This is a genomic window from Amycolatopsis sp. FDAARGOS 1241, from assembly GCF_016889705.1.
In the GTDB taxonomy this organism is placed as follows: domain Bacteria; phylum Actinomycetota; class Actinomycetes; order Mycobacteriales; family Pseudonocardiaceae; genus Amycolatopsis.
On the sequence record NZ_CP069526.1, the window covers coordinates 3,087,606 to 3,113,355 of the forward strand.

The following is a 25,750-nucleotide window of genomic DNA, read 5'->3' on the forward strand; positions in this document are numbered from 1 at the left end:
CGGCCCGGCGTTTTCAGCGTGCGGGAGCAAGCGCGTCAGGACTTGATCGCACCGCGCCAGCGAACGGTCGGGCGCAGGCGCTCGTCGTTCACGCGGTGCTTGTTCGAGCCGACGATGTCGAACAGCGACTCGATGAGCGTGTCCGACAGCAGGTGCGGCTGCAGACCCAGCTCCACGAGGCCGGTGTGCTTCACGTTGTAGTAGTGCTCGGCCTGCTCCACCCGCGGGTTGTCCAGGTTCTCGATCTGGACCGGGCCGGGGAAGGTGTTCGCCACGATCTCGGCGATCTTCGCCACCGAGTAGCTCTCGGTCATCTGGTTGAACACGCGGAACTCGCCGCGGTCGGCCGGGTTCTCCACGGCGAGCCGGATGCACTCCACGGTGTCGCGGATGTCGAGCAGGCCGCGCGTCTGCCCGCCCTTGCCGTACACGGTCAGCGGCTGGCCCAGCACCGCCTGGATGACGAAGCGGTTGAGCACGGTGCCGAACACCGCGTCGTAGTCGAACCGGGTCGCCAGGCGCGGGTCGAGCGCGGTCTGCGGGGTCTGCTGGCCGTACACGACACCCTGGTTGAGGTCGGTGGCCCGCAGGTCCCAGATCCGGCACGCGAACTCGATGTTGTGGGAGTCGTGCACCTTCGAGAGGTGGTAGAAGGAGCCCGGCTTCTTCGGGTAGAGCACGCGGTCCTTGCGGCCGTTGTGCTCGACCTCGAGCCAGCCCTCTTCGATGTCGATGTTGGGCGTGCCGTACTCGCCCATGGTGCCGAGCTTCACCAGGTGGATGTCCGGGTTGATCTCGGCGATCGCGTAGAGCACGTTCAGGTTGCCGACGACGTTGTTCTGCTGGGTGTAGACAGCGTGCTCGCGGTCGATCATCGAGTAGGGAGCGGACCGCTGCTCGGCGAAGTGCACGATCGTGTCGGGCGCGAAGTCGCGCACGGCCGAGTAGGTGAACTCGGCGTCGCACAGGTCACCCTCGAACACGGTGAGCTTCTTGCCCGAAACCTCCTCCCACGCCGCGACCCGGGTGGGCAGGTCTTCGATGGGGACGAGACTTTCGGCTTGGAGTTCTTCGTCGTACTTCCGACGGGCGTAGTTGTCCAGAACAGCCACTTCGTGGCCTTTGTCCGACAAGTGCAACGCCGTGGGCCAGCCGAGGTAGCCGTCACCGCCGAGAACCAGCACTCGCATTGAGGAGCCTTTCCGTATCGTTTACGCGACAAGCACGCTGATTCCTCTTTGTACATGACGCCTTGAACACGTCCGAACCTATCGACCAGGTGCTGATGATCACCTGGCAGACAGCTGTGAATCTTCTGTGCGTCGGGGGGCCGGACGGCAGGCCGATCGGCCCGGGGGGAAACTGGGGGTCATGACGACGGTAACCAACCCGGTGAAACCTCGCACGACAGAGGAATCACCCCGGCCCCGGCGTCGCCTCCTCGGCAGGTTCTTCCGCGCGGCCACCAGTTCGGTCGCGGCGACCCTGCTCAGCCAGGCGGCGTTGCTGACGGTGCTCGCGCTCGGCGGCGCGCCGTGGCTGGCCAGTGCGTTCGCGTTCGCCGCGGGCGCGGTGCTGAACTTCTTCCTCACCCGCCGCTGGGTCTGGGGCCGGCGCGGCCGCCCCGAGGTGGGCCGGGAACTGCTGCCCTACGTCGTCGTCATCTCGCTCGGTGGGCTCGCGTCCGTGGGCCTGACCACGCTGACCGGCCACCTGCTCGCGCCGCTGGCCCTGCCGCACGTCTGGTGGGTCGTGCTGATCGACGGAGCGTACGTGTTCAGTTACGCGCTGGTGTTCCTGGTGAAGTTCACGATGCTCGACCGCTTCGTGTTCGCCCGCGGCGCAGCACGTATCCCCGCCACCACGTCCCGGTCATGACCCGGGCGTAGTTCGCGCCGTAGACGACGCTGCCGCCCTTCTTGCTCTTGCCGGCCTTGCGCAACCGCATGCTCATCGGCCGCTCGAGCACCCGGGCGCCGCGCGCCGTGACCCCCAGCAGCAGTTCCGATGACTGGTACTGCGGTTCGTTGAGCGGGACCGCGCAGGCGAGTTCCGAGCGCATCGACCGGAAACCGAACGACGTGTCGGTGATCTTGCGCCACGTGAGCACCGAAGCCAGGCACGCGAACACGCGCACGCCGAGCCAGCGCACGCGGCTGTCGGCCTCTTCGTGGCCCAGCCGGCGCGAACCCGTGACGAAGTCGGCGGTGCCGTCGAGCAGAGGTGCGACCAGTTCGGCCATTTCGCTGTTGTCGTACTGGCCGTCGCCGTCGGTGGTGACGACGTAGCGCGCGCCGTGCCGGGCCGCGAGGTGGTAACCGAGGCGCAAAGCCGCGCCCTGGCCCCGGTTCGTCGGCGCGACGCACACGTACGCGCCGTGCTTCTCGGCGATCGCCGCCGTGTCGTCGGTGCCGCCGTCGACGACCACGAGCACGTCGACCGGCAGGCCGAGGCATTCGTCGGGCATCTTCTCGAGCACCTGGCCGATCCCGCCCGCTTCGTTGTAAGCCGCGATCACCACGGTCAGCTCGGACAGCTCGGCGCCCGGGTGCCGGTCGTCGAAGTCCTTGACGGCGCCGTGGTCCGTCGCGTCCGGGTACGCGGCGAGGCGCCGCCGGCTGGCCGCGGTGAGCGTGGTGAAGCCGAGCGCACCGGCGACCGGCAGCAGCACGAGCGCGGGGAGCTGGTAGCGCCACGAGAATTCGAACACCGCCGATGCGAAGAGTAGGAACAGCCCGGTGCCGGCGGCGAAAAGCGCACCGCTGCGCGCCTTGTCGCGCGGTTTCTTGCGTCGCAGCGCGGTGAGCAGCCCCAGCAGCGCGAAGAAGCCCAGTACGGCGCCCGGCACGAACCCGCCGCGGATCTGGTAGTCGCGCAGGAACGTGGCGATCGGCTCGGTCACGCTCGGGTTCACGCCGTCGTACTGCTGCGTGATCATCGCGATGTCGGGCGGTTCGTTCCACTCCGGGTACGTCTGCTGGAACTGCCAGCGGTCGATCGGCACGTCGTTGATCGCCGTGGCGCGGGTGAACTGGAAGCTCTTGGAGAAGTCGCCCAGGATGGCCTTCGCGACATCCCACCACTGCACCTTCAGCACGGCCATCGAAAACTCGCGCGCGAGCGCGGTCCGGTCGGCGCCGGGCGGCAGCGGGCCCGGCCACGCCGGGTCGAGGTCGGCGTGCGTGTAGTTGTCCACGAGCCGAAGCGGCTGCGGTTCGGCGGGGCAGAACACCTGCAGTTCGGGCGAGAGGTGCAGGTTCGCACAGTCCGCGACGGCCGCGGTGCGCCCGTAGAGCATGCTGCCCGACGGGCCCGTCAGCCCCCACTTCCCGGTCTGCGCCTTGACTTCCGCCGCGTAGGGCACGATGACCACGAGCATCGCGAGCACGCCGATGCCGGCGTTGCGCCAGCCCCGCCACGTGCGCCACGCGCTGTCCGCGCTGAGCACGTACAGCAGGAACGGCACCGCGAGCGCGACCCCGATCAGCCGCACCAGCACGGCGAAGCCGACCACGAACCCCGCGAGCGCGATCCGCCGCCAGTTCGGCGCGCCCTTCGCCAGCAGGATCCACAGCAGCCCGAGCAGCAGCGCCTCGAACAGCACCTCGGACATGATGTTCTGCTCGATCTGCAGCTGGTACGCGTCGAGCAGGATCGGCGCCGTCGCCAGCGCCGAGACCCACCGGCGCGCGCCGAGGCGCCGGGCGAGAGCGTAGATCCCCACCGCGATGGCCAGCCCGCCGACGTGCTGCACGGCCGCCACCCACGAAAGCCCGCCCACGGCCAGCAGCGGCCGCAGGATCAGGTCGTAGCCGATGGGGTTGAGCTGGTCGGCGCGCAGCGCGTGCAGGTTGTCGAGGTAGCGGTACGAGTCGATGTACAGCAGGGCCGGCCGGTAGGCCACCCAGGTGAGGACCCGCAGCACGGTGCCCGCGACGAGCAGCACGAGCAGGAAGGCGTGGCGGCGGAGGAACGAGCTCACGGGGTCGCTTTCAGGTCCAGATCCGAGAAGTACTTCCAGGCCGTGGCGAGGCCGTCGGCGAGTGAGATCGCCGGGGTGAAGCCGATCGTCGCGGCACTAGCCGACACGTCGACGACGACCGCGGGCATCTCGCCCTGCGGAGCGGGCACGTGCTCCACCGGCAGTTCGGCGCCCGTCACCTCGCGCACGGTCTGGACCATCTCCAGCACGGACACCGAGTGGCCCGCACCGACGATCGCCCGCCCGCTGTAACCGCTTTCGAGCGCCAGCGCGATCGCGCGCACCACGTCGTCCACGTGCACGAGGTCGCGGCGCTGCTCTCCCGTGCCGTACACGCGCACGCCTTCGCCCGCCATCGCGGCGCGCATCATGCGCGGCACGAAGCTGTCCTTGTGCGACATGCCCGGGCCGTAGACGTTGGTGAACCGCAGGGCGCACGTGGTCATGCCGTAGGCGCCGGAGTAACCCGACAGCAGCATCTCGCACGCGGCTTTCGTGGCGCCGTAGGGCGTGAGCGGCCGGGTGGGCAGGTCCAGGGTGATGGTGGCCGTGCCGACGTCGCCGATCACGGCGTTGGTCGAGGCCAGCACGAAGGTCTGCACCTCGCGCTGCCGCGCGAGCTCCAGCAACCCGTGCGTCACCGCGACGTTCTCCTGGTAGGTGTCTTCCGGCAGTTCGACCGACTTCAGCACCGAGGTGAGCGCTGCGAGGTGGACGATGGCGCCCGTACCCGGAGTGACGGCGGCTTCGCGCACCGCGGCGTCGCGCAGGTCGCCCGTGACCACGCGCACGCCCTGGTCTTCGGTCGCATACGGCACCTGGTCCACGACGGTGACGGGGTAGCCGCGCTCACGCAGCTCGCGGACGGCCGCGCGGCCGATGAAGCCGCTTCCACCGGTGACGACGACAGGTGTCCTTTCAGGACCGTTCTCCAGCACCATGGCGCACAACCTACCTCCGCAGCCTGTGAGCACGGACAGCGGACGAGGGCCGCTGCTGCGGCGCGCGGGTGATCGGTCCCGGGATGTCCGGTAGGTCCGCCCGCTCGCAGCGCCCGCGTATGACCACTCCCAGTGACCACACACGGGCGCCCGTCCCGTTTTCGCGACGTCCCTCGGCGCGGAGTGTATCGTTCACGGGACGGAAGGTGTCAAGTTTTCGTGACAGATATGCTCGGGGCTGTCACGAGTGGAGAACGGTTGGGGGCCCTGATGACCGGGACGCCGGACACACCGGAGACGGCGCACACGACTGACGCGGCGGACGGGGCCGGGGAGACCGGCTTCGCCGAGCGGCTGGTGCACCTGATCGCCACCGTGCACCCGCCGGACCGCAAGCCCTACTCCTACCGCGAGATCGCGCAGGGCGTGGCAGACCTGACCGGCGTGAGCATGTCGGCCACCCACGTGCAGCAGCTCGCCGTCGGCGCCCGGCGCGACCCGAAGCGTTCGCACATCCAGGCGCTGGCGCGCTTCTTCGGCGTGCCTGTCACCTACTTCTTCGACGACGACGTGGCCGAGCGCGTCGACGGGCAGATCGCGGACGTCGTCGCGTGGCGCGACACCGAAGCCCGCAACCTCGCCGAACGCGCGATGCGGCTCTCGGAGCGCGACCGGGAAACCGTTTCGGCGCTGGTGGACCAGCTGGAAAGCTACGACGCCGGGCGCGAGCGCTCCCGCCGCGGGCGCAAACCCGAATAGCTATGCTGATCTTCGCCGGGGCACCGCGGTGCACCCGGCTGGTCCAGCCGCCGAGCGCACCGGGAGGGGTCATCGACCCGAGCCTGCGAGCGGGGGCCCGCATCCGAATGCGCGACGTGCTGCGCGACGTGCCGCCGCGGTGCCCGTGGTCGATGAACGCGTGGATCGACCGGCTGGAGCGCCGCCGCCGCCGGGACATCGACCTGATGGCCGTGGACTACGCACCGGGCCGGCCCTCGGGCGCCTGGCAGCGGCGCGAGGACTACGAGCTCATCGCGTACACGGCGGGCACCTCGCCGATGCACCAGGGCCACATCATCGCGCACGAGCTCGGGCACCTGCTGTGCGAGCACCGCGGGGTGTGCCTGGTGTCGGATGCGGGGCGGCGGCGCTGGCGCCCGACCTCAGCGCGCACACGCTGTCGCACCTGCTCACGCGTGTGACGACGGACGCGGACGAATACAAGGCCGAGCTCATGGCCGTGCTGCTGATGAGCGCCGCGACGGCCGGGGCCGAACCGATGAAACCCGGTGCGTCCGGCCGCTCGGCCGAGCGCGCGCGGCGGCTCGCGACGCCGCTCGGGTAGCCGCCGGATGATCGACGCGCTGTTCTTCGGGGTCGGGCTCGTCGCCGTGGCCGCCGGGGCCTGGCGGGCCGTGCGGGCCCGGCGCACCGGCGCGGGCGCGGGGCTCGCGACGAGCCTGCTCGCACTCGGCGTCGCGCTGTTCCTGCTGGCCGACTGCGCGCAGGCGGTGGAAAGCCGGCTCTACCCCAGCCTCGGGCGGCTGCTGTCGAACCTCGCGACGATGGTGGCCGCGTACGGCATCGAGGCGACGGTCGCGGAGATCGCCGGCCGTCGGCGGCGCAGCCGGCTCGCCGCCCTGGCGGTGGCGCTCGTCGTGCTCGTGGTGGCGTTCTTCTCGACGCGCGGGCTGCCGACGGGCATCGGCCTGTTCGACGAGCTGTACCGGACCAATCCGGCGCTCGTCGCATACATCGTCGTGTACACGCTGTACCTGGGCTTCGCGGTGGTGGACATCGCGATCGTGTCGGCGGGGGCGTTGCGCGCGGGGACCGGTGCGCTGCGAGCCGGGCTCGGAATCGTGCTCGTGGCCTGCGTGTTCGCGATCGCTTACCTGGCGGGGAAAGTCGCGGACCTCGTCGCCGACGTCACCGCCGAGCGCCCGGTGGCCCGGGTCTGCCATGGCGCGTTCTCGACGGTGGACTGCGCGCTGAGCGTCGGGTTCCCGGTGATGTCGGTGCTGCTCACCGTCGTCGGGCTGACCCTGCCCGCGCTGCCGGCGGCCGGCCGCGCGGGCAGGGTCAGCCCGGACCCGCCGCGAGCTGCGGCCGTTGCGCGAGCACCTCGTCGTGCGGTTCCCCGACGTCGTCCGCCTCGGGCGCGCCGGCGAAACCGGGCGGGAACGGCTGCTGACGGTGATGAGCGAGATCAACGACGGCTTGCTGCTCGCCGGCATCCCGCCCTCGGCGTCCCCGGCCGCGGCGGCGGAGGTGCTCGCGGGGGCCGTGCCGGCGGAGGACGTCGCGGACGCCCCGGCCGGCACCGCGTTCGCCGCCGACGTGGTGCGGCTGCGGGCTATCGCGCGGGCGGTGCGAGGGGCGCGGTCAGGCGGAGCTGCCAGCCCCGCTCGGTGAGCACGATCAGGTGCAGCGCCTCGGCGCGGCCGATCAGGGGGAGCAGGGTCCGGCCGCGCTCTGCCACCTCGGCGTTCTCCGCCTCCGACCCACCCAGCGCGAGGGAGACGTGGGCGGGCGGGTGCGGCCCGAACCGCCCGCCGTAGGGCCGGACGTCCGGCCAGCGATCGCACGCCGCGTCGGCCAGGGGTTGCAGCGCGGGCGCCGAGACGGCGACGAACCCGCCGGTGACGACCAGGTCCGTGAGCGGCACGTCGGTGACCTCGTGCCGCGTGGCCAGTTCGGCCACCGCCGCGTCGACGTCCTCGTCGAGCAGCTCGTCCGGCAGGAACGGGTACAACGCCGTCACGTGCGGCGGCAAGCCCGGCCGCACCAGGCCCGGGTTCACCGCCGCGGCCACCTCCAGCAACCCCGCCGCGGCGGGGAGTTCGACCACGAGCGCACTGGTTCCGATCACGGGCACGAACGTGATCTTCCCGCATCCGTCGATCCCCGCGCTCCCGGCCCGGTTGCTTCACCCGCCGGAATCGAGGCTGATCTCTGTTTCGGGCTCACTCGAATGGGAACCCTAAGTCTTCCCCAAGTTTTCCGCCGTATTCCCGGCCCGGATCTACACTCGGTGGATGAAGATCGTCCTATGGACCGCATTGTGCGGATTGTGTGCCGTCGCCGGCCACGTGCTCCTGGGCGTCGTGGCGGCTTTCCTGCTCCTGGCCTGTGTTCCGGTGCGCCGGGAGGCCGGCCGGGGTGCGGCGGAAAGGGAATTGATCACCACCCGCGGCTGATATTCGCCGTGGTGTCGCCGAAATGAAATTCAGCGGTAATAACCGTCGACGGGGAGCCTTGCTTCGCCGAACAGAGCCGGACCCTGCAGGGTGAAACCGGCGGCCGCGGCGGGGGGTTTGAGGCCGTTCAGCTGTTCGGTCGACAAGGCGTAGACCACCGTCCCCAGTCCTGAACGTTCGATTGCGCCCGTGCACATCCCGCACGGCTGGCAGCTCGTGTACATCGTCGTCACCGCGGCCTGCTCGGGGGTCAGCTCGCGCGCCGCCCAGCGCGCGAGCTTGAGCTCCGGGTGCGCGGTGATGTCGCGGTCGGTGATCGTCGTGTTCCACTCCTCCAGCAGCACCCGCCCGTCGGCGGCGGCCAGCAGCGAGCCGAACGGCGGGTTGCCGCTCGCGCGCCCCGTGGCGGCCAGTTCGATGGCACGGCGGAGCAGAGCCTCGATCATCGTGGTCCCCTTTCGCGGGAATGCTGTGTCCAGGCGTCCGCGACGGCCGCGAGCGCCCTCCAGGCCGCCGACGGCCGCCGGGTCTCCTCAGGGTCTCCCGAGAACGGATCGAGCACCACGTCTTCGGCGCCCAGCGAGCGCAACTCCGCCAGATCGCCCGCGACCTGCTCGACGGTGCCCTCGCCCATGCGGCGGTCGGCGGGTGGTTCGCCGGTGATCCGCAGCAGGATCCGCGGCGCGAACGCGGGCGCCGGTTTGCCCGCGGCCCCGGCGTGCTCCCGCAGCTTCGGCAGCGTCTCGCGCAGCCACGCCGGCCGGAACCGCAGCGGGTGCCACGCGTCGCCGAAGTTCACGGCCCGGCGCAGCGCTGCGTCGCTCGTGCCGCCGACCCACACGGGCACCCCGCCGGCGCGGTAGTCGCCCTCCTCGGCCCACGCCGTGCGGATGACGCCCAGGTACTCGTCCGTGAGCGCGCCCCGGCGCTCGAACGGCACACCCAGTGCGGCGAACTCCTCGCGCGCCCAGCCGACCCCGACGCCGAGCACGAACCGCCCGCCGCTGAGGTCTGCGAGGTTCGCCGCCATCCGCGCGGTCACCAGCGGGTGCCGGTAGGGGACGATCAGCACGGTCGTGCCCAGTCGCGCGCGGCTCGTCGCACCCGCCAGCCACGCCAGCGTGGTGAACGGCTCGTAGAACGGGGCCGGGTACTGCCGGGCGACGTCGTTGGTGACCACGAGGTGGTCCGACACCATGAGCAGGTCGTAGCCGAGGCCCTCGCTCGTCTGCGCCCACGCCCGCACCACACCGGGGTCGGTGCCCGGGCCGAAGTTGGGGATGTTCACGCCGAGTCGCACGGCGCCAACGCTATCCGTGCGGAGCCGGTACCCGGAAGGGACTACTCCCGGCGTATCGGCCGCTTCGCCGTGGATCCGCCGGTAAATTGCCGATATGGCCGAAACTCTCGACGACACCGACTGGGCGATCCTCGCCGAGCTCCAGACGGACGGCCGGCTGCCGCTCACCGAGCTCGGCAAACGCGTCAGCCTCAGCGCTTCGGCGACCACCGAACGCGTGCGCCGCCTCGAAGCGCTCGGGGTGATCACCGGGTACCGGGCCGAGGTGGACCTGGGCAAGGCCGGGTACGCCGTGCTCGCCGTCGTGCGCCTGAAGTTCCCCGGCAACCGCCACGAGCCGCTGCGCGCGCTGCTGGCTGAGCAGACCGAACTGCTCGAATGCCTGCGCACCACCGGCGACGACTGCTACACGCTCAAAGTCGCCGCCACGTCCATGGCGCACTTGGAACAGCTGATGGGCGAGCTGGCGCAGTTCGGCAGCACGACCACGAACGTCGTCTACAGCCAGACGCTGCCGTACCGGGGACCGCGCAAACCCGCCTGAGCAGGGGCGTCGAATCCCGCTGGGCTCGTTCGACGCGTCTTCGGAAGCGACGAAGCGACCGAAGGAGCCGACATGGGCCGGGCAATCGAAGTGACTTGGGACGGCGTGCTGGCCGGCAGCCCGGAGCAGGTGTGGGACGCGTTCACGAACCGCACCCGCAGCTGGCTCTGGCAGAGCACGTACGAACCGCGCCGCGGTGGCGCCGAGCGAGGGCTGACTGCGAACGGCGGGACCGTGCTCGAGTGGGACCCCGCGCGGCGGTTCGTGACGCGCGCCGAGGGTGGCCGCGGGTGGTTCAACCAGCTCGACTACGACTTGGAGCCCGTGCGCACCGGCACGCGGCTGCACTACACGCACCGCACGGTGCTCGGCGATGACCACGAAGTGCAGCTCGACTCGTGCCTGCACCACACCAAGTTCTACTACCACTCGCTCACCGAATACGTCCGCTGTTTCGCCGGCCGTGACGCGACGTACGTCTCGGCGCAGGCGCCCGGGTATTCCACCGAGGGCGGCTTCGACGCGGTGTGTCACGCGCTCGGCGCCGGGAACGCCGCCGTCGGTGAGCAGGTGGTCGCGAACGGACCGGTGACGCTGGCCGGGGTCGTCGACTACCGCACCGACCGGTTCCTCGGCATCCGCACGGACAGCGCCCTCTTCCGCGTCTACGGCCGAGATGCCTGGGGCTGGCCGGTCGCCGCCGCGGTGCACGACTTCGCAGCCGGCGCCGGCGGCACCGAAGAGGACTGGACCACCTGGCTGGCCGGGGTTTTCGGCTCCGGCGAAGGAGCCTGAGCCGACGGACGAGCGTCCGATCCGGCCGCCGAGTGTTCATCCGCGCGTCGTTGCCGGGCGTGCGCGGCCTCGCCTAGCGTCGGGCCGACTTCGGACCTATGCGGAGGTACGCATGCCCACTGGGGATCTCAGCCGGCGTAACTTGTTGCGCGTGAGCGGTGCCGTGGCGGCGGGGGCGGCGATGGGCATGCTGCCCGGCGTCGCGTTCGCGGCTCCCGCGCCCGGCACGTCGCGGCAGACCAAGACGGTCACGGGCACCTTCAAGCCCGACGTGCCGGACTGGTACTACCTGCCGGTCGATGTGCCGCGCGGGGTCAAGCAGATCGACGTGGTGTACTCCTACGACAGACCGGCCGTGCCGGCCGGGACGCGCGGGAACGCCTGCGACATCGGCATGTTCGGGCCGGAGGGCCACGACCTCGGCAACTCGCGCGGCTTCCGCGGCTGGTCCGGCGGATTCCGCGACCGCTTCTCGATCAGCGCGTCGGAGGCCACGCCCGGCTACGTCGCCGGCCCCATCAAGCAGGGCCGCTGGCACGTGATCCTCGGCCCCTACACCGTGGCGCCACAGGGCATGAACTACCGCGTCGACATCACGCTCACGTTCGGCCCGGACGACGCACCGTTCAAGCCGAACCCGGCGCCGGAAACCGCGCCGGCTCGCCAGCGCGGCCAGTCGTGGTACCGCGGCGACTGCCATCTGCACACCGTCCACTCCGACGGCCGGCGCACGCCGGACCAGCTCGTCGCCGACGCACGCGCGGCCGGTCTCGACTTCATCGTCTCCACCGACCACAACACCAAGAGCTCGCAGCTCATCTGGGGTGACTACGCCACCGACGACCTGCTGATCCTCAACGGCGAAGAGGTCACCACGCGCTCGGGCCACTGGCCGGCGATCGGCCTGCCCGCAGGTACCTGGATCGACTGGCGCTACCGCGCGTCCGACGCGGCGGACTTCCGGCACTTCACCGACCAGGTGCACCGCGCCGGCGGCCTGGTCACCGCGGCCCACCCGTTCGCCAACTGCTTCGGCTGCACCTACGAGTTCGCGTACGAGATCGCGGACCTCGTCGAGGTGTGGAACGGCCCGTGGACGGCCGACGACGAGGCCAGCGTCACGCACTGGGACGGCCTGCTGCGCGGCGGCCGCTGGATCCCGGCGATCGGCGACTCCGACGCGCACAACCCGGACCAGGTCGTGGCCCTGCCGCACACCGTGGTGCAGGCGAAGAGCCTGGGTCGCGCCGACCTGCTGGCGGGCCTCAAGGCCGGCCGCAGCTGGCTGGCCGAGTCGAAGGACGTGAACCTCGAGTTCGGCGTGTCCGGCGGCGGGCGCAGCGCCGGCATCGGCGAGCGGCTCACCGCGGGTACCGGCACGCCGGTCACGGTCAGCGCGACGGTCAGCGGCGCGCCGGGCACCACGGTCACGTTCCTCGACCAGCTCGGCCCGGAGCACACCGAGACGGTGCCCGCGAGCGGCACCGCGACCGCGACGTGGACCACCTACCCGCGTTACAGCCGGTGGGTGCGCGTCGAGGTGCGCCGTCCGTCGGGTGGCCCCAACACCACCACGCCGAACGCCATGGTGGCGATGTCGAACCCGATCTTCCTGGGCGCCGCCGACGGCAAGTGACGCCGGCCGTCCTCCCTCACCCACACGCTCACCAAACCTGCCCTCCGGGCAGAATTGTCCGGAGAGCTGAGCGAAGGGTGGGGGGAGGACGGGTGCGCGGGTGCGGCGTGAAGGCGGCGATCCTGGCCGTCGTCGTGGTGCTCGCGGTCGTGGTCGTCGTGGTGGTCGTGCTGTCGAACAGCGGCAAGATCGCCACGCCCGGCTGCACGGTCACGGTGCCGCAGCAGGGTGACCAGTCGGAGCCCACGCAGTTCACGCTGCAGCCCGACCAGATGAGCAACGCCGCGACGATCGCCGCGGTCGCGTCGAAGGAGGGCCTGCCGGCGCACGCCGTGACCGTCGCCCTCGCGACGGCGCTGCAGGAGTCCAAACTGCGCAACCTCAGCGGTGGTGACCGCGACTCCGTGGGGCTGTTCCAGCAACGCCCCAGCCAGGGCTGGGGCACACCGGCGCAGCTGCAGGATCCCGTCTACGCGTCGACGGCGTTCTACGAAAAGCTCGTGAAGCTCGACGGCTGGGAGGCGATGCCCATCACGGAGGCGGCACAGTCCGTGCAGCGCTCCGCCGCCCCCGACGCCTACGCGCAGTGGGAACCCCAGGCCCGCGCCGCGGCGGCCGCGCTGACCGGGCAGTACCCGGCCGCACTGACCTGCCGCAACATCACCGTCGGCCCGGCCACCGCGGACCTCGTGAAGACCGCCACGGCCGAACTGGGCACCGCCCGCCTCAGCGGCGCCCACCCGGCCGCCCAGGGCTGGGCCATCAGCACCTGGCTGGTCGCCCGCGCCCGCACGGTGGGCGTCGACAAGGTCAGCTTCGCCGGCCAGAGCTGGACCGCGGAGTCCGGCGCCTGGGCCGTCGATCCGAACGCCGGACAGAACCTCTCGCTGCACCAAGTGCCCGCCACGCCGCCGACCTCCCAGTAGCGTCCACTTCGGACAGTGTCTGCTCCGGACGGTCAGCGCGCGAAGGCGTCCACGCCCGTCAGCTCCGCGGACACCCGCTACGACCGCGCCGCAGCCCCCGTGACGTCGTTGCCCTCCGCGACGTCACAGTCTTCGCAGGAGAGCCCACCGAGGCCGGCCAGCTGCGGTGAGATCGCGGCCCACGCCTGCGTCGCCGCGCCTTGCTCCGGGGGTCTCGAACTCCATGTGCATCGTGCCGTGCTCGTCCATCCACCGGCGCTCGACCATCTCCGCCCGCGCCAAGTGACGCTGCAACGGCGTCATGATCGGCCCTGACACCGTGGGGCTGCAGCAATGCGTCCAGGTGAACAGCGAACAGGACGTTGGCGTGTTCGCCGTGTCTCCGGCGATGCCCCGAGTCTCCGGGCCGATGGACGGCACGTCGGCAAGGTGACCCGATGAAAGGTGTGGCGACACCGGCGCAGGTCACCGACCGGCTGGCTGCGTGGCGTCCTCGGAGTACAGCGCTCGGGAGCGTCGAGGCGAGGAGCGGGGGGCAATGGTTGTGATCGCTTCCGGTGGTTCTCGAGGCCCTGCGCGGGGGCTGGGCAATGAGGTGGTGGATCACCAGGATGCCGAGCCCGGCGAGCCGCACGTGCGGTACGCGTCGTCGGCGGACATCCCGGGGCGCCGCGTGCGGCGGAAGCCTCCTTTTGTGCCGGGCCGTCCGATCTTGCAGAATGTTGATCATGGGGCGCGGCAGGAACCGCCGGCGCTCGCGGGTCGTCAGACCACGGCGCGAGACGGTGCGGCAGGAAGGCGGAACCGGAGATAACCTACCCACCAGCCCGGGCAGGGCGGCCGGCCCGACCCCTACGGCCAGGGCTGGCAGCAACCCGGCCCGGGCGGGCAGCCGGGTGGGTCCCCCACTCTCAGCAGCCAGGTCAGCAGCCCGGGCAGGCTCCGGACACGCGGCAGTACGCACAGCCGTATCCGGGAACCGAGCGTCTGGTCATCCCGTCCGGCAAGATCATGTCGTCCTCGGTGAGCCCGGACGGCACCCACGTCGCCGCCTCGCTCACCGACGGCGGGCAGGTGCTCGCCATCGTGAATCTGAAGAACTACAAGGTGCAGCAATACGTCGGCACCAACGACCAGTCGGACCTGCGGGTCAGCGGCGGCGACGTGGGTCAGGAAGGCCCGACGTACTCGCCCGACGGCGCACAGCTGTGGCTGGGCCGGATCGACGGTTACACGAAGTTCACCGTGAACACGGACGGCAGCCTCGCGAGCCCGACGAACATCAGCATTCCCGCGCAGGGCTCGAAGCACGCGCTGTCCGCCACGCCGGTGTTCTCGGCCGACGGCAAGACCGCGTACGCCGCCGTCAACGGCCAGAACCGCGTGGTGGCCATCGACGCGGCCACCGGGGCCATCCAGCGCAGCTGGGCCGTGGGCACCGCGCCGCGGGGCATGGTCCAGGTCGGGACCAAGCTCTACGTCAGCAACGAGGGCGGTCGCCCGGCCAAGCCCATGCCCGGCACTCTGCTCGCCCAGGTCAGCACGGTCACCACGAGCGCTGAGAACCCGCCGAACGAAGTCGCTGTGAACCTCAAGGACCACGATCCGTCGACCAAGTGGCTGGCGCAGCACCCGACCGGCTCGGTGACCTATCGGCTGGCCAAGCCCGCGGCGGTGGTGCAGTACTCGCTCACCTCCGCGAACGACTCGCCGGGCCGCGACCCCAAGGACTTCACCCTGCAGGGCTCGAACGACGGCAGCACCTGGACCGATGTGGACAAGCGCACGGGGGAGCGCTTCGACTCGCGGTACGTCACCAAGAGCTACACCTTCACCAACACCACCGCGTACAGCTACTACCGGCTGAACGTCACCGCGAACTGGGGCGACCCGCTCCTGCAGCTCAGCGGCTGGGACATCAGCGACTCGACCGCCCCAGCCGAGCCCACGCAGAACTCCTACGGCACCGCGGTGCCGGCCGATCCGAACGCAGGCAGCACCACCGGCACCGTCAGCGTCATCGACCTGGCGAAGCCGGACGCGGACGCGGCGAGCATCGACGTCGGCCTGCACCCGACCGCGGTGTACGCGAAGCACGGGGCGGTGTTCGTCACCAACACGAACAGCAACACCGTGTCCGTGATCGACACCGCCGGCGACAAGGTCGTGCAGACCATCGCGACGCAGCCGTGGCCGGATGCCTCCGTCGGCTACGATCCGAACGCGGTGACGCTCACCGACGACGGTCACCTGCTGGTGACGCTCGGCCGGGCCAACGCCGTGGCCGTCTACAAGTACACCTCCGCGCGGGAGCCGGTCTCCTACGTCGGCCTGCTCCCGACCGACTACTACCCCGCAGAGATCGCCACCTCCGGCGACGACGTGGTCGTCTCCAACACCCGTGGTATCGACGCCTTGCGCAACACCAGCAGGCACAACAGCCACGACACGACATCGAGCCTGACGCGGTTCACCCTGCCCAGCGACAGCGCCATCCACGGTTACACCGCCAAGGTGTTCGCCCAGAACGGCTGGATCGGCAACTCGGTCAAGCAGAGCAACGGGAACCCGAACGTGGCGCCGGTGCCGGTTCCGGTGAAGATCGGTGACCCGTCGACGATCAAGTACGTGTACCTGATCGTCAAGGAGAACCGGACCTACGACCAGGTCTACGGCGACATCCCCGCGGGCAACGGCGACCCGACACTGACCGCCTACGGCGCGAACGTGACGCCGAACCAGCACGCGCTGGCCGCGCAGTTCGGGCTCTACGACAACTTCTACGACCCGGCCACGAACTCGGCCGAGGGGCACAGCTGGCTGATGCAGGCCGACGACCCGGAGTACACCGAGTCGACCGCCGGGGAGTACCAGCGCAGCTACGACAGCTACAACGATGTGCTGGGCCACCAGGCCTCCGGGTACATCTGGACCGCCGCCGAGGCGGCCGGCAAGACGGCCCGAGACTTCGGCGAGTACCAGATGCAGTCCAACAACAAGCCGGCCGCGGCGACCTGGCAGAACCTGTACTGCGACAGCAAAAACATGGCGGCCGACCCCACAGCAACCACCGCGTACCCGATGTACTCGAACGTGGACATCCCCTCGCTCAACGACATCTCGGTCCACGCCTTCCCCGGCGGCGACCTGGCCATCCCGGACAACTACCGGTACCAGATCTGGAAGCAGGACTTCGAGAAGAACGGTCCGGCAAACCTGAACATGATGTGGCTGCCCGACGACCACACCGGCGGCCCGGTCACCGGGCCCGCCCAAGTCGCGGACAACGACCTGGCAGTCGGCAAGCTGATCGACACCGTCTCGCACAGCAAGTACTGGAATCAGTCCGCGATCTTCGTGGTCGAGGACGACTCCCAGGCCGGCATCGACCACGTCGACGGGCACCGGGCCCCGGTCCAGATCATCAGCCCCTGGGCCCAGCACAGCGTGGTGGACAGCCACTACTACACCCAGGCCACCATGATCCGCACCATCGAGCAGATCCTCGGCATCCACCCCCTCAACCAGATGGACGCCGCGGCCAGCCCGATGAGCTCGGCGTTCACCACTACGCCCGACTACACGCCGTTCACCGTCGTGCCCAACCGCACGTCGCTGACCCTGGGTCTGTCCACCCCGCCCTCGTGCGGCGCCGACACCCCCGCGGCGCAGAACCCGACCGCAGCACCCGCGCCGACCACAGCGGCGGTCCCCGCCGGGGCGCGGAACGTAGCCGCGCAATGGCAGACGTGGAAGGCGTCGCAGCCGTTCGTCGGGGACAACTCCAAGGTCGACAGCGCACCGCCGGAGCAGATGAGCCGCTTCAGCTGGTACGAAGCAACCGGATGGACCAAGCCCTACCCCGGCGACACCAAGCTCTACGCCCCAGCCCAGGTCCCCGGCGCCTACCTCCCCGGCCTCGACGGCGACGGCTGACCCGCAGACAGCGCACACCACCAGGACGGCCCGCCGGATCCCCCGACCCCGGCGGGCCGTCCGCTTTTGGCGTCCGGCGCGAACGTAGTAGGCCTCGGGCGGCCCCCAAAACCAAGTACGTACTCACCGTCGACCAGTCCGAGCACGAGGCGATCGCCTCCGGCCTACGCCGGTGTTTTCGGGCTGCAGGACCAGGTCCCAGTGCGGGCACGACCGGGAGATCGGCCAGGCCGAGCTCCCGCTCCGCTTGGCCCAGCAGCACCGTCGCGGCGGCTGCCGATGGCCATGATCTCGGTTTCGACGTAGTCGCCGACGTTGGCGATGGCGTCGATGACCACGGTGATCTCGATGCTGTCGGGGTGACGGGACGTGGTGCGGGTTTTGCGGACTCGGCACAACCAGACCATGCCGAGTACGTCGAGCATTGCGTTCGTGGCCTGGGCCTGCTCGGCGCCGGAGAGGACCGAGTGCTCGGTTACCGCGCTCGCTAGCTGGCGGCGTCGGGCGGCGTCGCGAAGGTCTCGACGTAGTCGACTGCGGCGTATAGGGCGTTTCGCAGCGGCGTGATGTCCCGGGCGATCTGGGCGAGGAGCATGCCGCCCTGATACGCGGCGAGGAGTGCCTGCGCGAGCCGGGTGGGATCGGCCGCAGCGTCGAGGCGGCCGAGTCGCTGCATCCGCTCGAGTCCATCGCGGAAGATGTCGCTCCACTGCTCGAACGTGGCGGCGAGTTGCTGGTGAACGTCGAGGTCGGTCTTGACGATCTCGCTCGCGAGCGATCCGAGGCTGCAGCCGTCCTGGAATGGACGGCCGTGGGCGACGTAGAAGTCCGCCCACTCCCGAAACGCGTCGATGGTGTCGAAGCCGTCGAACTTGTCGCTGCGGTGGAAGGCGAGGACACCGTCTGCCTGCCAGTCGATGACGGCGAGGACGAGGCTCTCCTTGTTCGGGAAGTAGTGGTTGAGCTGGGAGCCGCTCACCCCCGCGACGCGGCGAAGCTGCTCGTTGTTCGTCGCGTGGACGCCTTGGGTGTAGATGAGATCGGCCGCGTGCTCGAGGATGCGGGCGCGCGTCGCCTGCCCCTTGCCGGTGAGCTTGTGGGTCTGCCGAGGTCCCGGGTCCGTCTTCATGGCCTCCACCCTACCAAAAATTGGGCTTGACAGCCCATTCTCCGATGGTGTTCACTTCCGGAAGTGGGCTGAACAGCCCAGAATGACACCGTCCGGAGGATCACCACCATGTCTCGTCTCGCCACGCCCGAGCTCACAGACATCGATGCCAAGACGCAGGGCACGCTTGACGCCATCGCCAAGCAGTTCGGATTCGCTCCGGGCATGTTCACCACGCTCGCCGCCAACCCGACCGTCCTCGAGATTGTGATGGGGCTGCAGGGCAGCATCGCGAAGCTCCTCGATGCGAAGACTCGCCACACGATCGCGCTGGCCACGTCCCACTCCAACGACTGCGACTACTGCTCGGCGCTGCACGGATACATTTCGGCGAACCTCGGGGGCATGTCCACCGAGGAGATCGAGCTGGCCCGTAAGGGCGGCTCCACCGATCCCAAGCGTGCCGCCGTCGCTCGCTTCTCCCAGCAGGTGATCGAGACCCGCGGTCAGGTGGGCGACGAGGACATCGCCGCGGTCCGCGAGGCCGGGTACACCGACCCCGAGATCCAGGCGATCGTCACCGTCGTGGTCGTCACGCTGCTCACGAACTACCTCAACAACGTCAACGACACCACCGTCGACATCCCGGTGCCGGGCGCGGGACCAGCGAGGTCGTGACCGAGTCAACCGTCACGCAGGGTCACCCCGATGACAGCACGTTCACCACGCACTGACTGACCCCAACGAGCCGAAACCCGCACTTTTACCCGATCTCTGCGTCAATGAAACGAAGGCCGAGCATGGACCTCGAGAATCTGATCACCAAGCACCTCACCCGCTACTTCGACCCGAACAAGAAGATCCCGGAGGAGACCTTCGAGCTTCTGCTGCGCTACCTGCGCACCTCGCCGACGACGATCAACATCCAGCCGATCCACTTCTTTGTGCTGGAGACACAGGCCGGCAAGGACAAGCTCGCGGACGCTCTCGTCGGCCGCTTCGAGGACAACCAGGAGAAGGTCCGCAACGCCTCGCACGCGATCGTGTTCACGACCCGCAAGACGATTCCCGGCGAGCACTTGGAGGAGATCTTCGCGAAGGAGCGCGCAGACGGTCGCTTCGCGGACCCGGAGATCCAGGCGGGATGGGAGGCTGGAGCGGCCGGCTTCGTGAAGATCCAGTCGGAGAACTATGGCGGCGACGTGCTGCACTGGCTGGAGAAGAACACCTATCTCGTGGTCGGCGCGACCATGATGGCCGCCGCTTCTCTCGGAGTCGACGCCACCCCGTTCGAAGGATTCGACCGTGCAGCGATCGACGAAGCGTTCGGCCTCACCGATACCGACTTCACCACGACGCTGCTTATGGCGCTCGGATATCCGGACGAAACGCGCGTTTCCCGCCAGCCGGTCTCGCGCTTCGAAGCCGAGAAGATCTTCACCCGCATGTGACGAACCGAGCGGGTGCGCGATCGGGCGCCGGCTCGGTTCGGGATCACGCCGTCGTCGCCGGCCGCTGGCCGGCGACGACGGCGTGATCGCAACGAGGTCGCCGCGGTCGCCCTGCGCACAACGCCGGCGCGCCGGTCTCGCAGCGGCCATGGAGTCCAGCCTGCGCCACAGGATGACGGCAGGAAAGGCCGATCTGTTCAGTCCGGGCCGGGACGGTCTGTCCAGCGGAGTTTGGTGGTGACGCGGGCGGCGAGGTGGTCGACGTCGGGGGTGCGGCGCCATTCCAGTTCCCCGGGGCCGCCGCAGTCGGGGCAGGGCTGGTCGTAGGTCTCGATCGCGGCCTTGCAGCCCGGACACAGCACGCCACCCTCGCCGGGTTCGGACTTCTGGCAGCGGAAGCACTTCTTCGACGCCTGCTCGTCCTCGGTCATGCCCGCTCCCCTATTTCCGCTGTCAACAGCCAGACAGCACACAACTCCTGGTGTGAACCACCCAGAGACCCCAAACCCGGATACGCCGCAGGTCGGTCACCGCGCAAAGGGGAATGGTCGGCCCGAGGCTGCGAAGGCCTTCTTGGCCCCACCAACCCTCGATAGGCGAGCGCGCCGGCAGTTGGCGGCGACCTGCTGGATCGAGGGCTTCCGGGGTGTGGGGGAGGCTAACATTTCACCCGCACCCAGGGGGAGGACACCGATGCAGCTGCGACTGATCCCGGACGGCGCGCCCGACGCGCTGGTCTCGTTGTACGACTGGCTCTCACACGAGGACGACCTGCGCGGTCGTGTCAGCTTGGCCCGGCCCGTGCCGGCGCCGGGCGAGATGGGCGGGATCGCCGACGCCATCGTGGTGGCGCTCGGCAGCGGCGGGGCCATCGCAACACTCGCCACAGCGTTGCCGATCTGGCTGGGCAAGTCCCGACGGGCCACCGTACAGATCGAGGTGGCCGCGGACGAGCACGGCCGGAAAGTCGTGGTGCGCGCGGAAAACGTCAAGGACGTCGAGGTGCTACTGCGCCAGGTTCTCGACCAGACGACCCGGCATGATCGAGGGCCCGCAGCTACCGGAACCGGACGGGACCCAGGTCATCCTGATCGGCACGGCGGCCTACAACGATTCCCGATTGCACGACCTGCCTGCGGTGGAGAACAACCTCACCGCGCTGCTGTCCGTGCTGACCGATCCCGCCATCGGCGGCCGGCTACCGGGGAACTGCACGACGATTAGTGACTCCAACGACCCCGGTCGGCTGGGCGTCACGCTTGCCGAATCGGCGGCAGCCGCCCACGACACGCTGGTCGTGTACTACGCCGGGCACGGCCTGCTCGACGAGCGTGGCGAGCTGTACTTGGGACTGCGGGGCACGAACCCGGATCACCCCATGTTCACGTCACTGCCCTTCGAGTGGGTGCGCCGGGCGATCCTCGCGAGTCCTGCGCGGAACCGGGTGCTGCTCCTTGATTGCTGCTTCTCCGGCCGCGCTATCGAAGCCATGGCAGACCCCGGCTCGGCCGGCGCATCCCAGATCGAGATCTCAGGGACATACACGCTGACGTCGGCGCCAGCGAACCGCACGTCGGTCGCCCCGGTCGGGGCAGAGCACACTGCATTCACCGGTGAGCTACTCGCGCTGCTGCGCCGCGGCATCCCCGGTGGCGGCGAAGTCGTCACCCTCAGCGAGATCTACCGCATTCTGTTGCAGGCGCATGCCGCGGCGGGCCTGCCAAAGCCCCAACAGCGCAACACCGAAACCGCCGAGAAACTGGCGCTGGCAAGGAACGTGGCGCTCGTGCCGGAACCTACCTCCCAGGTGAAGCTGCTGCATCGACGACACTTGCCACGCGCGGACCTGCAGCCGAACCCGCGTTGGGTGCCCATCGGCTACGCGGCGGATGAGCCCGTCCCCGTGTACGCCGACTTCTACACTGACCAGCACTTCGTGGTCCTTGGGGATGCCGGTGTGGGCAAGACCAACGTGCTGCGTGGCATCGCAGGCGGGCTGACTGAGCGGTACTCACCCAAGGAGCTGGTGTTCGCGCTGGTCGACTTCCATCGAACTCTGCTGGGCTTCCTGCCCGAGCAGTACTTGCTCGGGTATGGAGTGCACTCGACACAGCTGAGCGCAATCGTGTCCGAGATGATCTCAGCGATGCGCAAGCGCGAGGGCGGCCAATGGGGCGGGCCGGAGTTGTTTGTCGTGGTGGACGATTACGACTCCATCCGGGGCCCGGACAATCCGCTCCTGCCGTTCCTCGAGCTGCTCCCTCGGGCTCATGAGATCGCTCTGCACCTGGTCGTGGCCGCCGAACCGACGGACTCGGCCTCCGACCCGCTGCTGACGGCGCTGGAGACAACCGGGACCGCGGCGCTGCTGATGAGCGGGCAAGGCAAGTGGCGCTCCGCGCGACTGTCGACCCAGCCCATGGGCCACGGCACCTTCCTGCGTGATGCCCGAACCCGCGAGGTACGGACCGCATGGATCCCGTACGAGCAGGCGACTCCGACCGTGGAACCCGTTCTTGAACCCTCTAGGCGGACGCCGCGTAGTGGGCTATCACGATCTCTGTAAGGGAACCTTAGGCAGAGAGGCAGGGAACGCCGGAGCATCCCGACGGCAGGCTCGCCGCCCCTTGTGAGGATCACTGCGCCCGGCTCGTGGGAAGCCTGCCCAGCCCTACGGCGCTGGGCAGGCTTACGGTGACGGGGCGCGTCCACCGGGTGGCTTGGCCTCGCCGTCGCCGTCGGCTCCTTGCGAGAGATCTGGCGGATGGGGATGCCGTGGGCTTCGGCGGCGATGGCGCAGAGGTGCCGCGCCGCGTGCGGGTGGACGGTGTCGGCGATCGCGCGTACGGCGGCTGCGTGGGCGCGGGTCGTTGTCGGGCGTCGGGGTCGTCGTCACACCCGGTTGAGCGAGGTCCATCGGCGACCTCGCTGACCTGCGGCGCAGGAGCGAAGTACCAGTTGAAGGTCGGTGTGACGTACACACTGGTCGTTTGATTTGTGGGTCCGAACGTGTTTTTATGTGTACAGAGATTGCAGATACAAGTGTACGCATGTGCGGTTGCATCTGTAGATTCGTGGATGAGGAGTGATGACAGTGTCAACGACGCTGGCGGGCACGAGCGACCGTGACGTACTGATGGCGGACGAGCGCGACCAGCGCCAGGCGAAGGAACTGGCCAAGAAGCTGCCGATCACTGGTGCGCGGTTCAGCGCCGAATCGGCCGGCGAGGTTCCCGCCGAGCTGTCCGCGATCATCGCGCAGGTGGTCCAGGCCGTTGCGGCAGGGCACACCGTCACCGTCAACGCGATGCCGGAAGAGCTGACAACCACAGCAGCCGCGAAGCTGCTCGGGATCTCTCGCCCCACCCTGATGCGCAAGATCAAGGCGGACGAGATCCCAGCACACAAGGTCGGCACACACACAAGAGTTCGCACCAGCGACGTGCTAGCCGAGCAACGAGCCCGCCGGCAGCGCCAGATCGCAGCGTTCGACGAACTGCGCGCCTTGGAAGAAGAAGACTGATCCACGACCGTGGTCGGACCGGTCCGGCTTCACCTGCACGGACCACCGTGCAGGTGCCGGGGCGGTGACTAATCTTGCGTGGTGACTGTCGCAAGAGTGTTCGTCGACGCGAACGTGTTGTACTCACGCACCCTGCGCGACTGGCTCTGTTTGCTGCGCAAGTACGGGCCTGAGGTGATGGACGGCGAGATCTTCATCGTCTACTGGACCGAGCATGTCCTCAGCGAGGCGACCTACCACCTGCTGAAGAAGCACCCCGCGTGGGACGGCGCCAAGCTCACACAGATCCGCGACCGCATCGTGGCCACCTTTGAGGGCGGGCGCGTTGAGGACTTCACCGTCGACGGCTCATTCCCGGGTACCGACCGCAACGACCAGCACGTTCACGCCGCAGCCGTGGCATGCGATGCCGACATCCTGCTCAGCGACGACGGCGGCTTCTCCGTCGACGAGGAGGCCGCCGACGACCTGCCGTACGAGGTGTTTCTTCCCGATGACTTCTTCCTGCTCATCGAGGAGAACATGCCGGAGGTCGTGCGGCGGGTGACTCTCGAGCAAACTCTCTACTGGCGCGGCCGCAAGACAGGGCGTGCTGACCTGGCGCGGCCGCTGATCGACGCTGGTTGCCCGGAGTTCGCGAAGCGGGTGCGCTTCCACCAGAGTCAGCTGTCGCTGCCGGCCGAATCCGAGGCCAAGAGCGAAGGAAAGGCCAGCTGACCAACGCTCAGCGCCCTCGCCCCACCTCCGCCGTAGACTCGCGTTCGAGGCTCGACGTCCGCGTGGTGAGTACGGCAGCACGGATCTTCCGGTGCGGCCGGCGTTGCGGCACGTGCGGAACGCGCACGGTCCACACGCCGGGCCACTGCCCGCGCCGGCACCCTGTGCCTGACTCGGGTACGTTCTCGTGGATCGTGGCGCTGCGCCTGCACGCGCTCATCTGCCTCCGTCGCCGCGACGAGGGGCACATCGACGACCACCAGTGGGCGGTCATCGACCCGGCTTACGAGCAGCTCGGCGAGGACGAGGCGAAACGAGCAGGGCTGGAGCCGGTCGCGGTGCCGCCGAGCGTGCCGGCCGGGCCGGATCGAGCTGCACCTGGACGGCGTCGCGGTCGGCATCCCCGAGCTGGCGGTGTGCCCTCGCGACTGGACCGGCGTGCTCGAGCACGTCCAAGTCGACGACGGGCACCGCGGCCGCGGCTACGGACGCATCCTCGCCCTGGCCGCGTTCTCGCGGGTGGACTGGTCCACCGATGGGCCGCACTGAGTGCGCGGCGATCGACGGGTACGGGCGCTGCGCGCGGCCCAGCAGGGCACCGGGTACACGAGGACAACCACGCTGATCGAGGACACCCGCGAGGCGCGCGGGTTCGGCGGCCGGCTACCGCTGCCGGCGGTTGGGGAGCCGTTGTACTGCCGGCACATGCTCGACGCGGCCGCGACGCTGGCGATGTAGATGCACGAAACGGCCGCCGCACAGTCGGGGGGAGGCGCGCGGCGGCCGTTCGTAGACGCTCTGGAGGCTCCCGCTGCTGACCGCAACCTCGTGACCGTTCTGTGTCCTCGCGCGGTGTTTTCGCCCTGCTCCGCCCGACTTACCGTGGGTGAGAGGTGGGTGCCATGTCACTACGTCATTGGATCGGCGCCTTGGTGGGTGCCGTTTTACTGGTGCTGGCGACCGCGTGCGGAGGCATGGGCTCGGGCGGGTTGGGTTCTGGCGACACCGAGACCACGAACTCGAGACCTGAGACCACGGACTCGAGCCCCGGGATGGAGAGCACGGGGCCCGAAGTGCCGCTGCCGCCAGGGCAGGGTGGCTCCGTGCAGCTCGCGGGTCTGCCCATCGGGGTGGCCCAGGGCGAGAGCGGGACGATGGAATGCCTGAGCGTGAGCTGGCTGGGCAATCCGGCGATCCCCGATGGGGTCGAAGTCGTGGTGACCACTATCAGCGTCGGCCCCTCCGACGTGGTGTCTGGTAGCGAAGGGTGCGGCGAGAAACCGGCCTGCACATCGTTCACGTTCACCGCAGAGGCGCTGCCGTGCTCGGTCGGCATCACGTGGGTTGACCAGTCCCGAAAAGGAAGCCTGAGCATGAATGGCCGGCTGACGTGCGGCGGGGACCAGAGCACCTGCGAGAAGTTCGCGAGCCAGACGAAAACCGGCCAGCACGTGAACATCGACCCCCCCGAGAGGGAGATCTCTCCCAAGACCACCAAATCCTCCTCGCCCAAGACCACCGAATCCTCGGCGGAGACGTCCAAGACGACGACTGAAACCACCATTACGTCGACGACCTCGGGCTGAGCGCGGAACATGGCACTGCACGCACGGAAGACGGTCGAGCCGTGCAGGCAGTCCCGACGGTGTACATCACGTCACCAGGGTTGACGATCATCGATCGGGCCGGTC

29 protein-coding genes are annotated in these 25,750 nt (G+C 69.4%); 20 read left to right on the forward strand and 9 right to left on the reverse strand.

Annotation, left to right across the window (positions count from 1 at the left end; all coding sequences use genetic code 11):
* Positions 1–35 precede the first annotated feature (35 nt).
* Positions 36–1,190, reverse strand: a complete 1,155-nt coding sequence (locus I6J71_RS15190) for an NAD-dependent epimerase/dehydratase family protein (protein ID WP_204095304.1) — start codon at positions 1,188–1,190, stop codon at positions 36–38.
* Between the two features lie 181 nt (positions 1,191–1,371).
* On the opposite strand from I6J71_RS15190, the gene I6J71_RS15195 reads away from it, so the two are divergent.
* Positions 1,372–1,878, forward strand: a complete 507-nt coding sequence (locus I6J71_RS15195; RefSeq protein ID WP_204095305.1) for a GtrA family protein — start codon at positions 1,372–1,374, stop codon at positions 1,876–1,878.
* Here the strand turns inward: I6J71_RS15195 and I6J71_RS15200 are convergent.
* Complete coding sequence (locus tag I6J71_RS15200) at positions 1,808–3,982, reverse strand: glycosyltransferase family 2 protein (protein ID WP_204095306.1); 2,175 nt, start codon at positions 3,980–3,982, stop codon at positions 1,808–1,810. The genes I6J71_RS15195 and I6J71_RS15200 overlap by 71 nt on opposite strands.
* On the reverse strand, positions 3,979–4,923 hold the full coding sequence (locus I6J71_RS15205; protein WP_204095307.1) for an NAD(P)-dependent oxidoreductase: 945 nt from the start codon (positions 4,921–4,923) through the stop codon (positions 3,979–3,981). The genes I6J71_RS15200 and I6J71_RS15205 overlap by 4 nt, the downstream gene beginning before the upstream one ends.
* A 270-nt stretch (positions 4,924–5,193) precedes the next feature.
* Between I6J71_RS15205 and I6J71_RS15210 the strand changes: the two genes are divergently transcribed.
* Genes I6J71_RS15210 through I6J71_RS48170 form a run of 3 tightly spaced genes read left to right on the forward strand, consistent with a single transcriptional unit; the run spans position 5,194 to position 6,268 of the window.
* Positions 5,194–5,682, forward strand: a complete 489-nt coding sequence (locus I6J71_RS15210; protein ID WP_239154828.1) for a helix-turn-helix transcriptional regulator — start codon at positions 5,194–5,196, stop codon at positions 5,680–5,682.
* A 2-nt stretch (positions 5,683–5,684) separates the two neighbouring features.
* Positions 5,685–6,125: an ImmA/IrrE family metallo-endopeptidase gene (locus tag I6J71_RS15215; RefSeq protein ID WP_239154830.1), complete on the forward strand. Its 441-nt coding sequence runs from the start codon at positions 5,685–5,687 to the stop codon at positions 6,123–6,125.
* Complete coding sequence (locus I6J71_RS48170) at positions 6,122–6,268, forward strand: hypothetical protein (RefSeq protein WP_239154832.1); 147 nt, start codon at positions 6,122–6,124, stop codon at positions 6,266–6,268. Before I6J71_RS15215 ends, I6J71_RS48170 begins: the two co-directional genes overlap by 4 nt.
* A gap of 180 nt (positions 6,269–6,448) precedes the next feature.
* On the opposite strand, the gene I6J71_RS48175 is transcribed toward I6J71_RS48170, so the two are convergent.
* Positions 6,449–6,721, reverse strand: coding sequence for a hypothetical protein (locus I6J71_RS48175; protein ID WP_239154834.1), 273 nt, complete (start codon positions 6,719–6,721; stop codon positions 6,449–6,451).
* Positions 6,722–7,035: 314 nt separating this feature from the next.
* Here I6J71_RS48175 and I6J71_RS48180 point away from each other — a divergent pair, with 314 nt between their 5' ends.
* Positions 7,036–7,338 carry a hypothetical protein gene (locus I6J71_RS48180; protein ID WP_239154836.1) on the forward strand — a complete coding sequence of 101 codons (303 nt, stop codon included), beginning with the start codon at positions 7,036–7,038 and terminating at the stop codon, positions 7,336–7,338.
* Here the strand turns inward: I6J71_RS48180 and I6J71_RS15225 are convergent.
* Positions 7,280–7,795: a 2'-5' RNA ligase family protein gene (locus I6J71_RS15225; RefSeq protein ID WP_239154838.1), complete on the reverse strand. Its 516-nt coding sequence runs from the start codon at positions 7,793–7,795 to the stop codon at positions 7,280–7,282. The genes I6J71_RS48180 and I6J71_RS15225 overlap by 59 nt on opposite strands.
* A 166-nt stretch (positions 7,796–7,961) precedes the next feature.
* Between I6J71_RS15225 and I6J71_RS15230 the strand changes: the two genes are divergently transcribed.
* Complete coding sequence (locus I6J71_RS15230; RefSeq protein WP_204095309.1) at positions 7,962–8,123, forward strand: hypothetical protein; 162 nt, start codon at positions 7,962–7,964, stop codon at positions 8,121–8,123.
* A gap of 29 nt (positions 8,124–8,152) precedes the next feature.
* On the opposite strand, the gene I6J71_RS15235 is transcribed toward I6J71_RS15230, so the two are convergent.
* Positions 8,153–8,569: a nucleoside deaminase gene (locus tag I6J71_RS15235; RefSeq protein WP_204095310.1), complete on the reverse strand. Its 417-nt coding sequence runs from the start codon at positions 8,567–8,569 to the stop codon at positions 8,153–8,155.
* Positions 8,566–9,423: an LLM class flavin-dependent oxidoreductase gene (locus I6J71_RS15240; protein WP_204095311.1), complete on the reverse strand. Its 858-nt coding sequence runs from the start codon at positions 9,421–9,423 to the stop codon at positions 8,566–8,568. Before I6J71_RS15240 ends, I6J71_RS15235 begins: the two co-directional genes overlap by 4 nt.
* A 94-nt stretch (positions 9,424–9,517) precedes the next feature.
* On the opposite strand from I6J71_RS15240, the gene I6J71_RS15245 reads away from it, so the two are divergent.
* From I6J71_RS15245 to I6J71_RS15265, 5 genes are all read left to right on the forward strand, one after another.
* Complete coding sequence (locus I6J71_RS15245; RefSeq protein ID WP_204095312.1) at positions 9,518–9,967, forward strand: Lrp/AsnC family transcriptional regulator; 450 nt, start codon at positions 9,518–9,520, stop codon at positions 9,965–9,967.
* A 72-nt stretch (positions 9,968–10,039) separates the two neighbouring features.
* Positions 10,040–10,762 carry an SRPBCC domain-containing protein gene (locus I6J71_RS15250; RefSeq protein ID WP_204095313.1) on the forward strand — a complete coding sequence of 241 codons (723 nt, stop codon included), beginning with the start codon at positions 10,040–10,042 and terminating at the stop codon, positions 10,760–10,762.
* 112 nt (positions 10,763–10,874) lie between these two features.
* Positions 10,875–12,398, forward strand: coding sequence for a CehA/McbA family metallohydrolase (locus I6J71_RS15255; RefSeq protein ID WP_204095314.1), 1,524 nt, complete (start codon positions 10,875–10,877; stop codon positions 12,396–12,398).
* A 107-nt stretch (positions 12,399–12,505) separates the two neighbouring features.
* The gene (locus I6J71_RS15260) at positions 12,506–13,324 is read left to right on the forward strand and encodes a hypothetical protein (RefSeq protein WP_204095315.1); all 819 of its coding nucleotides are present in this window, start codon (positions 12,506–12,508) and stop codon (positions 13,322–13,324) included.
* Between the two features lie 1,011 nt (positions 13,325–14,335).
* On the forward strand, positions 14,336–17,260 hold the full coding sequence (locus tag I6J71_RS15265) for a discoidin domain-containing protein (protein WP_239154842.1): 2,925 nt from the start codon (positions 14,336–14,338) through the stop codon (positions 17,258–17,260).
* A gap of 487 nt (positions 17,261–17,747) precedes the next feature.
* On the opposite strand, the gene I6J71_RS15270 is transcribed toward I6J71_RS15265, so the two are convergent.
* The gene (locus tag I6J71_RS15270) at positions 17,748–18,389 is read right to left on the reverse strand and encodes a TetR/AcrR family transcriptional regulator (RefSeq protein WP_204095316.1); all 642 of its coding nucleotides are present in this window, start codon (positions 18,387–18,389) and stop codon (positions 17,748–17,750) included.
* Positions 18,390–18,497: 108 nt separating this feature from the next.
* On the opposite strand from I6J71_RS15270, the gene I6J71_RS15275 reads away from it, so the two are divergent.
* Entirely contained in the window at positions 18,498–19,046 is a 549-nt protein-coding gene (locus I6J71_RS15275; protein ID WP_204095317.1) for a carboxymuconolactone decarboxylase family protein, read from the forward strand.
* Positions 19,047–19,168: 122 nt separating this feature from the next.
* Positions 19,169–19,819: a nitroreductase family protein gene (locus I6J71_RS15280; RefSeq protein WP_204095318.1), complete on the forward strand. Its 651-nt coding sequence runs from the start codon at positions 19,169–19,171 to the stop codon at positions 19,817–19,819.
* 197 nt (positions 19,820–20,016) lie between these two features.
* Here I6J71_RS15280 and I6J71_RS15285 read toward each other — a convergent pair whose 3' ends face one another.
* Positions 20,017–20,250 (reverse strand): hypothetical protein, encoded by a 234-nt coding sequence (locus I6J71_RS15285; protein ID WP_204095319.1) that lies wholly within the window; start codon positions 20,248–20,250, stop codon positions 20,017–20,019.
* Positions 20,251–20,512: 262 nt separating this feature from the next.
* Here I6J71_RS15285 and I6J71_RS15290 point away from each other — a divergent pair, with 262 nt between their 5' ends.
* From I6J71_RS15290 to I6J71_RS15315, 7 genes are all read left to right on the forward strand, one after another.
* The gene (locus I6J71_RS15290; protein ID WP_204095320.1) at positions 20,513–21,043 is read left to right on the forward strand and encodes a hypothetical protein; all 531 of its coding nucleotides are present in this window, start codon (positions 20,513–20,515) and stop codon (positions 21,041–21,043) included.
* On the forward strand, positions 20,958–22,385 hold the full coding sequence (locus tag I6J71_RS15295) for a caspase family protein (protein WP_204095321.1): 1,428 nt from the start codon (positions 20,958–20,960) through the stop codon (positions 22,383–22,385). Before I6J71_RS15290 ends, I6J71_RS15295 begins: the two co-directional genes overlap by 86 nt.
* Before the next feature lie 522 nt (positions 22,386–22,907).
* The gene (locus tag I6J71_RS15300; RefSeq protein ID WP_204095322.1) at positions 22,908–23,342 is read left to right on the forward strand and encodes a helix-turn-helix domain-containing protein; all 435 of its coding nucleotides are present in this window, start codon (positions 22,908–22,910) and stop codon (positions 23,340–23,342) included.
* Positions 23,343–23,438: 96 nt separating this feature from the next.
* The gene (locus I6J71_RS15305) at positions 23,439–24,059 is read left to right on the forward strand and encodes a PIN domain-containing protein (RefSeq protein WP_239154844.1); all 621 of its coding nucleotides are present in this window, start codon (positions 23,439–23,441) and stop codon (positions 24,057–24,059) included.
* Between the two features lie 414 nt (positions 24,060–24,473).
* On the forward strand, positions 24,474–24,608 hold the full coding sequence (locus tag I6J71_RS48190) for an N-acetyltransferase (RefSeq protein ID WP_239154846.1): 135 nt from the start codon (positions 24,474–24,476) through the stop codon (positions 24,606–24,608).
* Positions 24,609–24,797, forward strand: a complete 189-nt coding sequence (locus I6J71_RS15310) for a hypothetical protein (protein ID WP_204095323.1) — start codon at positions 24,609–24,611, stop codon at positions 24,795–24,797.
* A 365-nt stretch (positions 24,798–25,162) separates the two neighbouring features.
* Positions 25,163–25,645 carry a hypothetical protein gene (locus I6J71_RS15315; RefSeq protein WP_204095324.1) on the forward strand — a complete coding sequence of 161 codons (483 nt, stop codon included), beginning with the start codon at positions 25,163–25,165 and terminating at the stop codon, positions 25,643–25,645.
* Positions 25,646–25,750: the final 105 nt, after the last annotated feature.